This window comes from Cupriavidus cauae (assembly GCF_026210475.1).
Classification (GTDB): Bacteria; Pseudomonadota; Gammaproteobacteria; order Burkholderiales; family Burkholderiaceae; genus Cupriavidus; species Cupriavidus cauae.
Window position 1 is genome coordinate 30,277 of record NZ_CP080294.1, and the last position, 12,430, is coordinate 42,706.

The following is a 12,430-nucleotide window of genomic DNA, read 5'->3' on the forward strand; positions in this document are numbered from 1 at the left end:
CGTGAGCGAGGCGGTCGCCCTGGCCCGGAGATGGGCTGAGCCGAGCCACGATCTGAGCCCGGCTACGGCACGGGCCCTTCCCCGCTTTCCCTACCGCGTCACGTCCAGCTCCCATCCGGGCTCGATGTGGTCCGGATTCTGCGCGAGGTTGTACTGCGGATTCAGGTTGATCAGCTCCCGCAGCGCGTAGGCGGCGACCTGCTCGTCCGTGGTCATCGCCTCGGCCTCGGCCTCCTGCTTCTGCCCGTCGGACAGCAGCGTATCGAGGTTGGTCGCCGCGATGCCCCACAGCGTCCCGCTCTCGACGCCGGCATGGTAAGGCTGCACGACTACGCGTCCGTTGCGCGGCCGCGGGTGTTGCGGAGGCTGGGGTTCCGGTTTCTGCGGAGGCGGTTCGGTGGTCGTCGGCGGCTCCTTGCTCGGCGGCTTGGGCTCTTCGGACGGTGTTGCCGAACGCGGCGGTTCCTGCGTCGCCGGCTGCGTCGGCGACGGGTCCTGCGTCGAGGGGACCGATGGCGTCGACGACGACGGCGTCGGCTCGGGCGTCGGCGTACGCGGCTGGTCTTCCTCGTCGCTGCCCAGCGTCTCCAGCAGTATCTTCATGCCGAAGTTGACGATCACGCCGCCGCCCAGCAGCACCAGGCCATACGGCATCGCGCGGCCGAAGAACTCCCATTTGCGCGGCAGCAGCGACTGGTCCGGCTTGAGCTGGATATTGCCGCCCTTGTCGGCCGCCAGCTTGTTGAACTCGCGGTTGGCCACGCCGCGCTCGACGCGCGACTGCAGGAAGGCGCCCACGCCGAAGGTCGCCAGGCTGGCCGCGCCGATGCCGCCGGCCACGCCGCCGTATGTCATCACGTCCGTGACGGCCAGCGGGATCGCGCCGGCCGCATACATGCTCATCACGAACTTGCGCGTATGGGCGGCGGGCAGCGCGGGCAGCTTGACCTTGGCGTGGTGGGCGATGCGGTTGGCGACATTGAAGGTCGCCAGCACGCCGTTGGCCGCCAGGAAGGCCGTGTTGCTGTAGGTCGCGACATTGCCCAGGTCCACGCCGTGATGCATGAACCAGGTCACCGTGGTGGCGTTGTTGATCGCGAGCGTACCGATCTGCAGGCCATCGTTGAAGCGCCCGGCGACGGTGTCCGGCGTCAGCAGCGCCGTGCCGGCCTGCTTCAGCGCCTGGACCGCGGCCGCGACCTCTTCCGTCGAGGGCTTGCTGGTTTCGGCGCTCACATGGCGTTCAAGAACGTCGAGATGCTTCGCGAAGGCCTCGCGATTTTTCTCGCTGATCCCCCACATCGCCGCGCGGTCGCCCGTCAGGGCCTTGCGCAGCCAGACAATGTCGGCCGGGGTCTGCCGCTCGACGTGGCGGATCACGCGGTTGCTGAAGGCCGTGCGGCCGGCCGCGACGCCGCCGCGATAGATGAAGCAGGAGCCGGCCACCACCACCGCCGCGGCGGTGCCGGGCGTCGGCATGAACGGCATGGCCGCGGCCCCGGTGGCGAAGGCCCCGCCGACCGAAGCGGCGACGGTGGCGCGCAGCTTCCATGGGCGCGGCGTCGGCGTGGGTGCCGAGGAAGACGGTGCCGGCTGCGGGGTAGCCTGGGGCGGCTTGCCGGCCTGGCTGGCGCCCTCGGCGGCGGGCGGCTGCTCGGTATCGGGATCGGGCCTGGCGGGCTGTGCCGGCTTGGCTGCGCCGGCAGGATCGCCGGCAGGATCGCCGGAGTGGGCAGCCGCCTCGGCGGCCGCGGTCTCTTCAGGCTCTGGGACCGGCTTGGCGGATTTTCCGGACTGCGCCGCGTTGGCGACATTGGCGGCATTGGCTGCCTTGGCCGCGCTGTCCGGATCCGCAGCCCCGGCCGGCTCGGCGGACTCGGCCGACGTACCCGACTCGCTCGACTCGTTCGGCTCCGGCAATCCCGCCCCCTCGGGCTCCGGCTCGCCGCCATGCCGGAACGTGGCCGAGCGCACCGCGCCCTGCGGATCGGTCGCGACGCGGGCGACGTTGGCCTGCGCTGCCTCGCGCATCCTGGCCAGCACCGTCACCACGGCCTGCCCATGCGCAGCCAGGCCGCCGCCGGGCTCGACCGACATCACGTCGGCGATCTTGACGCTGCCATCGGCGAAGAAGGCGAATTCGACGTCCTGCAGCAGCAGGCCGCGGCCGTCCGCGCCGTTCTCGATGCCGTGTTCGATCGCATCGAGATCGCGCAGCGTGCGCGCGTTCATCCGTGCCGCGTACTGCGGCCGCAGATTGCCGCTGCCGTCCAGCAGCTCCGCGCTGCCGGCCAGATAGCGCTCATAGACGATGGCCGGATGGCCGAGCACCGTATCGCCGTCGCCACCATGGATGCGCAGCGTCGGCATGCCCAGCGCCTGCACCTGGGCCATCGCCTCGCGTTCGGCGCCCATCGGGAAGGCCGCGATCATGCTGTCGTTGCCCAGTCCCACCGCATGGCTGTTGCCCAGCGCAAACACCGTCTTGATCGCGCCCGAGCCGAGCCGCGGGCCCAGATAGTCGGCCAGATCGACGGGCGTCTGGCTGCCGTCGTCGTGAATCAGCCGCACCGCGTCGACACCGTCGACCGCGAAGCTGCGGTTGGCATGGCGATACGGTTGCGGCTGCAGCGTTTGCCATGCGACGCCGTCCTGATCGAGCTTCAGGACGGGCTTGGGCGGGCCGCCTGCATTGGCGTCCGTATTGACGTCCACGGGCCGGCCCGCGGCGCGCTCCAGCGTATCGAGCTTGAAGCCCGCCGCGGGCAGCATCACGTCGACGCCCATCACGTCGGCCATCTTCTGCGCAAAGGCGTGCCGCGCATGCTGGCTGCCGCCGTCGACCGCCAGCACGACCGCTGCGCCCTTCTTGCCCGCGTCGGCAAGTTCCAGCGCGAGCCGGTGCGCGCCCACCGCTTCGCCGTCCGCGTCGAGCAAGCCGCGTTCGGGATCGAAGCGCCCCAGCACGACGTTGTAGTCGTCCGGCGCCATCACCTTCAGCGGCGACGCGCCGAACCGCGCATCCGCATGGCGCGGCGGGGCGGCACGCCAGCCGGCCGGATGGCTGGCGTTGGCGTTGGTGTTGGTGTCGCCGGCGCGCACGGGAGCCGGCGCATTGCCTCGCGGCATGACGAAGGCGCTTTCGGGCAGCGCCCGTCCGCCTTCGTTGACGCCGACGATCGGCAGGGCCGGCATCGCACCGTAGAAGCGTCCGCCGTGGCTGTGCACCGGTGCGTCGGACTGCGCCATGGCGTCAGGCGTCGCATCGACGTGCATCGCGCCGCCGAATACCGTATCGCCATCGCCATACCAGCCGCGGATCTCCCACTTGCCGTCGGGCGCGTGGACGCGCGCGTTCAGCGCGGTGGCCAGTTGCTGCGCCAGTGGCAGCGGACCGTCCATGCCGAAGCAGTCGTAGATCAGTACCGGCATGCCTTCGCGATAATCCGGATGCGAGCGGATCCGGTCGGCCAGCGCCGCCGCGTCGTAGTCCGGGCGGCCGCTGCCGTCCATGTCCATCCGCACGCCCTGGTAAGCGCCCTCGGCCCGCACCGTGAAATAGCCCGGCACCTGCGGCACCGAGATCGGCATCGCGCGGTTGTCGAAGGTCACGTAGCCCGCCTCGGCCGCGAGATCCAGATGGGCCCGCGCCCGCGGGAAATGTCCCAGCTGCTGCAGCACGTCGATCCGCTCGCCGCCCTCGTTGCGCACCAGCGGCTTGCCTTCGGCGAACCCCTCGGGCAGCGCCACGCGGATATCGCCTTCGTAGGCGCGGTTCAGCGCGATTTCGCCCGGCACGGTGCGACCATCGCGCCGCGACAGCGGCACGGTGCCGATGGCATCCTCGGCGGACGGCACGCGGCCGGCCCGGTACTGCGCGTCGGGCACGACCTGCAGCCGCACCTTGACGCCGACCGCCGCCTGCCGGTCGAGCTGCGCCGCGGCCTGCTGCGGCGAATCGAAGGCGCCGATCACCTTCGGCCTGGCGTTGACAGAGTCGGCTTCCCGCACCGCCACGTACTTGACGTCGGCAAGCCGGCCGCCGGTCGCGTGCACGCTGTCGATCACCGTGGCGATCGCCGTGTCGCCGGGTACGCCATCGCGCAGCGACCAGCTGCGATCGACGATCGGGGGAACCTGACGCGCCCGAGCATGGCCCGGCCCGCCGTCGTCGGCGCCATGGAAGGGACGGCGCAGCCCGTGCGCGAACAGGTCTTCCAGCACCGCGCGAGGCTGGCGGCGCGGCATCGCGGTGCCCATCAGCGCAGGCACCGGCGCCCCCGGCCCGGTGACCGAGTCGGCGCCGGCCCAGAGCCGCAGGAAGCGGTACACCGCCGCATGGACCTCCGGCGAGAAACCGTCGACCGTGGGTACCTGCTGCCGCGACACACCGTCGACCGCGCCCGCGTGGACCGATGCCTCGATGGCCGACAGGATCTGGTTCTCGGTGGGCATCAGATGGGCCCTGCCGAGCTGGCGCAGGAATGCCGCGCCGATCGCATAGGCGCCCCAGTTCGACACGCTGGCGGTCACCAGGATATCGGTCCTGACGGTCGAGGCGATCGGCGTGCCGTCCGGCGCCAGCGGGACGAACGCCGCCACATTGCCCATGCCCGCTTCGTTGCCGCCGTCGCCCACCGAGGACGTGCCGATGCCCATCTCCTGCGCCGCCTTCAGGAAGGCGTCGATACCCGGCGTGAAGTCGTCGAGGTTGACCCCGCGCATATTGTGCTTGGTGCCGGCCGCCGTGCGTCCCGGCAGTTCGATCGACGACACGTGGTCCGGCTGCATCTCCTCGAGCATCGCACGCACCACCGGCGACGTGCTGTCGGCATGCTCGTCGAACACGTGGACCGAATCGAGCGGCTGCCCCATGTCGGCCAGCGCCGCTTCGAGGATCGGCTGGTTGGCCGAGTCGACGATATAGCTGACGCGCTTGCCGCCTGCGCGCAGCATCGCGCCCAGCGCCACGGTCCCCGGGGGGCCGTCGGTCTCGGGCATGCCCCTGGCCACCGAGAAGCCCGTCAGCAGCACGATGTGCTCGACATCGGAATCGGCCATGGCGGCGGCAGCGCGCAGCGCCCCCTGCGGAATCGCCAGGCGGTCGATATTGCGGCCGGTATACGCGGTCACCATCGCATCGATCGCGGCCGGCATCCGGTTGGCGTCGAGAATGCCGCGGATCTGGCCCGGGTCCGTGCTGGCGCTGAACTCTGGCACGCCGAACGCGCGCGCCCGCGGATCCTCGGTCATGCCCTGCGCCAGCCGCACGACCTCGCTGGCGCGCCCGGTGGTCACCGCCAGCAGCGGGAGCATGTCGTGCGCACTGACCTCCTCGAACGGGATCGGCTCCGGCAGCAGGTCTTCCTGCTTGAGCACGCCGCGCTCGATCAGCCGATCGACCAGCGCCCTGGCCTGGTACTGCATCGGGTCGATCACCTTGACGTGGCCCAGGCCGCTGGCGTCGAGCTGCTGGCGGATCAGCTTGGCCAGCGCGGGATAGTGCGTGCAGCACAGCCACAGCGTCTCGGTCTCGGCCGGAATGCGATCGGCGTTGATGTACTTGGCGACCAACTTCTGGATCGCCACCAGCTCGGGCCCATCGGTGGCCTGGTGCTGCAGCGCGTTGACCGCGGCGGCCCACTCGTTGGCGCCGATCTCCAGCACGTTCTGGCCGGTGCGCAGCGCGCCCACCGCGTCGCGATAGGCATGGCTGTTGACGGTGCCCGGCGTGGCGACCAGCGCGATATTGCGGCCGCCGTCCGCCTTCATCGCGCGGGCGGTGGTATGGATCAGGTTGATGAAATCGCGCTCATCCAGCCCGCGCCAGCCTTCCGGATAGGTGATGCACGCCGTATTGCAGCCGAGTGCGTTGGCGTCGGCCTGCTGCTGGTGCATCGCGTGCAGGCCGTCGTTGACGCGGAGGATCAGGTCGTCGCGCTCGCGCCCGCCGTAGGTGCCCGCCGCGTGATCGCCGTACGCGACCAGTTGCACGCGCTTGCCGGTCATCGAGAAGATATGCCGGGCGATGTTCATGGCGGCCAGGATGCCGCCGTTGCTCGAATCGAAGACCGTGACCTCGATGATGTCGTCGATCACCTTGATGCCGAACTGCTCCGGGTCCACGCCCTTCGGCACGAAGCGGCGCTGCATGCCATCCAGCATCTGCGCCAGGTCCAGGCCTTCGGGCAGCTGCTTGGCCTGTGCCTGCAGCAGCTCGTACACGCCCAGGTAGCTGCGCTTGTCCAGGCCGCGCATGCTGGTCGCGCCGCGCTCCAGCGTGATGCTGTCATAGGCATGCAGCGCCGCCATGCGGTCGATCATCGCGGCGACGCGCTCGGTCGACGGCATCGCATGGTCGGCGCCGGAGGCACGCTGCAGCGCGAAGCCGACTGCCTGCGCCGCCAGGTTGGTGTTCATGCCGACCACCGGGTGACTGGCGCCGACCGCCGACCATTGGTCGATATCGGCAGGCTCGACATGCAGCGACGTCATCGCGCGCTCCAGCGCGGAGCGCATGCCGGCGGTATGGCTGTCGGCGCCGATCGCCACGGTGACCAGGTCCTTGGCGTTCGCCTCGACCAGCAGCTGGTCGACCCGCGGCGCGCCCTCGAGGCGTTCGCCGTTGGCCAGCCGGTATTCGCCGACGCGGTTGCGCCCGGCCACTTCGACCGCGACCACGGCCTGGGTCCGGTACTTGGCCAGCAGCGCCTGCGCCTGCTGCGCGGCCCGCGTCGAGTCGGTGGCGGTGAAGGTCTCGATGCGGGCATCGGCGACGCCCAGCTCCCCTTGCAGCAGGTCGGCCAGCAGCGCCTCGTGCGCGGGGTCGGTGACGTAGACGACTTCCTTGCCCAGCGCGCTCAGATAGGCGCCGAGCGACACCGCACCGAGCGGACCGTGCGTGTCGGCGCCGCCGTGCAGCGTGGCGGGCGACGTCGCGATCAGCACCGTGTCGACATCGTGCAGCGCGCGTGCCGCCAGTTCGGCGCCATAGGGCACGGACAGCGACATCGCGCGGCCGTCCATGCCGGACACGCGGTCCAGCGGCGAGATCGCGTTCTGCAGCACGATCGACGGCTCGGCGCGCGCGGCCTCCAGCACGGCGGCACGGCCCCCGCCGCCATGTGCGAACACCGCGCTGCGGACATTGGGCCGGGCATCGCCGCGTACGTCCGAGCGTGCGTCGGCGCGGCGGCGGCTGCGGCCGCTGGTGTTGGTCCGGCTGGCCGCCGGCGGCGCGTCGCCGTGCCGGCTGCGTTCCCCCGCCTCGCGCATGTATTTGGTGACGGCCTGCTGCATCGCCCGGTCCATCATCCGATTGACCACGCCGTCCTGCAGCCGGGCGCCCTGCGCCACCGCGGCGTCGAAGGTCAAGCGGCTGGCCAGCTTGACCGATTGCCACGTGCCCAACTTCTGCGGGGTAAAGCTGCGCGAGCCGGTGCCATCGGTGGCACTGGCAGCGCTGCGAGGGGTGGGGCTCGCATCGGCGGGCGGCTCCGCCGCGACGCGCGGCGGCACGCCGTCGGCCTCGCCATCGCGCCCCGGCACGGCCGCCGGCCGGCCCGTGGCGCCGTGCTGCTGGCCCGTCCCATCCTCGCCCGCGCGAAGCGGGCCGGCCGTGTCCGCCGGTTGGCGCCCCTGCGCCGCGCCATCCTGACCCGGCCGCACGCGCACCGGCACGTCGGCATCGCGACCGTTGACCGGGGCATCGCCCGCCTGCATCGCCTGCTGCAAGGCCTGCGCCTGTGCCGCGGCCTCGGCGGCGGGATGGCGTCCGGTGACGCGCCGCGCGGCGTTGTGCAGCGCCTGCGCGCTGCGGATCTGGATGCCGGCGGGCATCATCTGCGTCATGCCCATCAGCAGCATCGCGCCGTTCTGCAGCTTCTCGGTCAGCGTCATGTCGCCGCCGTGCTGCGCGAAGGTGATGGCCTGCTGGCCGGTCATGATCGCACCGGAGCCGAACGCGGCGCCGTTGAACACGCGGCTGCCGATCGCCATGCGGTTGGCATTGCCGGCCAATGTCCTGGCCGCCATCTGCGAGAACGTCGACGAGTTGCCGCTCAGCGTGCCACCGGCCCGCATCGCCAGCGACGCGCCCTTGCCCAGGCCCAGCCCAGCCATGCCGGCCACCGAGCCGAAGCCGTTGGCCCACAGCGAAAACGCGCGGGCATTGTCCAGCGGATTGAGCGAGCGTCCATGCGTCGCCATGTCATTCGCATCGACCGCCGTCACCGCCAGGCCATAGCCCATCGAGCCGAGCATGCCGCCCCAGGCGGCCGCCACCAGCGGCGTCAGCGTGCCGCCCGAGGCCACCATCACGCCGATGCCGCCGATCGCGCCGACCGCGGCCACGCCGATATCGAGCCAGGCGCGGAATTTCTCGCCATCGGTGACGATATGCGCGTCGATATCGTCGAACTCCGCATGCCCGTCGGCACCCAGGCTCAGGTCCCTGGCCAGATACACGGTGCCCTTGTCGTGCAGCTCGTTGTTTTCCTGGAAGTCGCGCTCGGCCGGCTGATCGCCCTTGCCGTAGACCGCGCCCTGGTCGTCGACCCACAGCGTCTTGCCATCCTTGCCGACGAATTCGAAGACGGCGCTCTGGTATGGCGACATGCCGGGCCCGGTCACGTACATCGGAATGACCTTGATGGTCGCGCCCTCCGGCACGTCCTCGGCCAGCTGTTCCTTGATCAGCTTCGGATCGGCGTTGGGCGCGGCCAGCGCGATCGCATTGTCGAGCGCCTTGTCGTCGCCGGCCTTGACCGTCAGCTCGTCCTTGCGCAGCGCCAGCGAATCGAAGGTGCCCTGCAGGATCTCATCCTTGTCCAGTTCGAACCGGCGCTGGTCCTCCTTGGCCTTTTCGGTGCCGCTGTACTTCTCGTGGCCCCGATCCATCGCGCGGGTCAGGTCGTAGTCGGCCATCGGCGGCGCGCGGTCGTGGTCCTTCAGCTCCTTGGCGAAGGCAAGCGACAGGCTGGTGTGCCCCTTGGCCGCGGCATCCTCCGCGCCGCCATAGATGCGCCCCTGCGTGCCGCCGACCTGGTTCTGCATCACCATGGTGAAGACGTCGTTGTCCTCGTTGGCGAGCCAGCTGGCGGTCGAGGTCGCGGCGGGGCCGGTGCCGAGTTCGGAGCCAGGATTGCGCGCGTAGTAGCCGGCGTCGGCGGCGTCGACCACCGCGGCCAGGCCATGGTAGAAGTCGTTCCAGTCGTTGTAGCTGCCGCCGGACGGCGCGACATTGCGGCCAGTCCAGTCGTTGCTGTATTCGCTCTTGACGGTATCGAGCAGCGTGGTGGCGTCTTCCTCGGTCAGATACGGCGCGACCTGCTGCATGTACTGGCCGACCCGGTCGGCGTACATTGTTTCCTGCCCGATGATCGGCTTGTAGTTGTCGTCGTGCGTCTTGCCTTCGAGGTCCTTGCGCATCGACGCCTCGATCTGCGCGCGGAAGGCCTCGCCGTCAAAGCGATTGCCGTCCACGGCGAGATAGCGCTCGCGCTCCTGTTCGGTCTGCGCGGCATTGGCCGCGCCCTGGCGCAGCTTCAGTGCGCCGACGAAGTCGCCCGCATCGAGCTTCTTGCTCAGGTTGTCCTGCAGATAGCCCTCGCGCAGCGGCACCGAGCCTCGCATCAGCGACAGCATGCGCTGCATGCCCGCTGCCGCGGCGGCGCTGTCTTCCTTGCTGACGCCCTCGCCGCCTTCCGCGCGCCGCTGCGTCTCGGTGAACGCGTACATCACCAGGCCGGAGTTCTTCACACCGGCCTCGAACGCGCGCCGCGTCGGATCGTTCGGCGGCGCATTCTCGGCGGGGACAAGGTAATCCGCTCCCAGCGACTTGTACATGACATAGGCCGCGGGGTTGAACTCCATCAGGTCCCGTTCCTGCTGCGACAGGTCGCGCGGTGTCGCCGAGTTCGGATCCATCCTGGCGTCCGGATCGAGCGTCAGCCCCTGGACCTGCGCCATCGCCAGCGTGGTCGGATCGGTCTGCGCCAGCTCGCGTTCGAACTCGTTCTCCGGGGTCAGATGCTCCATCTCGCCGGCGATCCGCCCTTGCATGTCGGCGGTCGCGATGACCGTGCGCATGCCCTGGTCGCTGCCATAGCGGCCCTGCAATTGCTCGATGGCCTGCTGCCGGTAGCTGTCGGGCACCTTGACGCCCTTGCCGGCCTGCAGCGCTTCGAGCTGTGCCTCGGCATCGTCGACGCGGTTTTGCGCCTCGGTCAGGTCGTAGCCGCGATCCGTCATCGACTGCGAGCGGTCATGCGGCTGGTTGCGGACGTCGCTCAGCTTGGTATCGGCATCCTTCTTGTAGAGCTGCGTGGCCAGCGTATCGATCTCGACGCGCATCGTGCCGAGATAGGTCTCCTCGGCCTTGTCCCGCGTCTGCTGCGCCTCGTGCACGGCCGCGCGCGCGTCGCTGACGGCCTGGCCGCTCTCGGGATCGGCGCGGCGGATGCCCATCGGGATCTCGGACAGCGCCTTCTCTTCCCGCTGCAAGGTGGCTTCGGCCTGGTCGAGCCGCTCCTCGGCGAGTCCCAGCTGGAAGCGCGCCCCCTGCGTGTCGCGCGCTTCCTGCGTCGGCTCGGCCTTCAGGAAGCCATCCTTGATGCTGTCGAGGTTCTGGTCGAGCACCGGATCGTTGTAGCGCTCGCGGATCTCCCTGGCCTTGGCGTCGACCGCCGCGGTGATCGCCTTGTCGTCGCCGCCGCTTGCCGCGGCCTGATTGGCGGCCACGCGCAGCTCGTTCTGCGCGCCGGCCATCACCATGCCGTATTTCTGCTCGATCGGCTTCCAGTCGGCATCGGTCATGGTGCCGGCATTGCGCTTGGTCTCGCTGTCGTCGTACGCGCCCTTGGCGTCCTTGTGCCAGCGATCGGTGTGCCCCTTCGCCTCGTTCTGCTTTTGCTCTCGCGCTTGCTGCGCGGGATCGGTGGCCGGCTTGTCGCCGCCCGGACCCTTGACCTGCACCACGCCGGCCGGTTGCGTTTGCGGAGTGTAGAGCGCCGGCGTGTCGACGGGCTGATTGTTCGCCGCGCGATCCGGCTGCTGTTTCTGGTCGGCCTGCTGCGTCTGGTTTGCCTGCTGCGCCTGCTGGGCCTGCTCCGCCTGTTGCGCCTGCTGCGCCTGGTTGTTCTGTTCGTTGCGCCGGGCGCTTTCCGCTTCCTGGGCCTGCCGCTGCCGCTCCGCCTCGCGAGCCTGCGCGCGCCGGGCCTCCTCTGCCGCCGCGCGTGCCGCGGCTTCGGCGGCGGCGCGAGCCGCGGCGAGAATGGCTTCGCGGGCTTGCATCAGGTCCTTGAAATCCAGCATGACGCTCTTCTCCTGAGGAACGGGGGCGATGCGAACGGCGTTAAGGCAGGCATGACGTGGGCGCGCGGCGGACCGCGCCTGGACGCACTGCGGCCAGCGTGACAGGCCATTGTCTGCCCGGTGTCGCGCGATACCAACTAGGGAGAATCGTAGGCTGAGGGTTCAGCCGGCCACCGGGAGGGCATGGAACTACGTGAATACGTAGTCGAGGACCGCAAGGCGCCGCGACCGGGGGCAACGACGCGCAACGCTGTCATCGCCCCGTCATGGCAATCGTCTACAGCCGGTTGTTGTCGAGGTCGGTGACCAGCATGCAGCCCGGCGCGTGCGTGATGCAGATCTCGGGCCGGGCTTCGCGGATCACGGCCTGGGGGGTCACGCCGCAGGCCCAGAACACCGGGATCTCGTCCTCGTCCACCGGCACCGCGTCGCCGTAGTCCGGCGCCTCGATATCCTCGATGCCGATCAGCCGCGGATCGCCGATATGCACCGGCGCACCGTGGACGTCCGGATAACGCGCGGTGATCTCGGTAGCAAGGATCGCGTCGGCGGCCTTCAGCGGCCGCATCGACACCACCAGCTTGCCGGACAGGCGCCCGGCCGGCCGCGTCTCGATCGAGGTGCGGAACATCGCCACGTTGCGGCCGAGATTGATGTGCTTGAGCGGAACGTTGGCGGCGATCAGCGCATGCTCGAACGAGAACGAGCAGCCGATCGCGAAGGCCACGAAATCGTCGCGCCACAGCGAGGCGATGTCGGTGGTCTCCTGATAGTCGGTACCGTTGCGGTAGACGCGATACAGCGGCACATCGCTGCGGATGTCGACGTCGACGCCGAGATTGCGGAAGACCGGATCGCCCGGCTCGGTGACATCGATCAGCGGACAGGCCTTGCGGTTCAGCGCGCAGAACTGCAGGAAGTCGTAGGCCCAGTCGCGCGACAGGATGACGATATTGGCCTGGACATAGCCCCTCGCCAGCCCGCTGGTATGGCCGCGATAACGGCCGGAGCGAATCAGGGCGCGCAGTGCGGCGGGGTCTTCGGGCAACAGTCCGTTGGCTTGCTGAAGGGGCAGGTTCATGGTCGTCGGCGTGGAGTCGTGCACGCGAGCGCAACG

At 69.9% G+C, this 12,430-nt stretch carries 2 protein-coding genes; both read right to left on the reverse strand.

Translation table 11 applies throughout. The features are described from left to right. Positions 1-90: 90 nt before the first annotated feature. Positions 91-11,313 carry an LWXIA domain-containing protein gene (locus KZ686_RS15795; protein WP_265634089.1) on the reverse strand — a complete coding sequence of 3,741 codons (11,223 nt, stop codon included), beginning with the start codon at positions 11,311-11,313 and terminating at the stop codon, positions 91-93. 277 nt (positions 11,314-11,590) lie between these two features. Beyond that, positions 11,591-12,394, reverse strand: coding sequence for a putative hydro-lyase (locus tag KZ686_RS15800; RefSeq protein ID WP_265634091.1), 804 nt, complete (start codon positions 12,392-12,394; stop codon positions 11,591-11,593). Positions 12,395-12,430 lie beyond the last annotated feature (36 nt).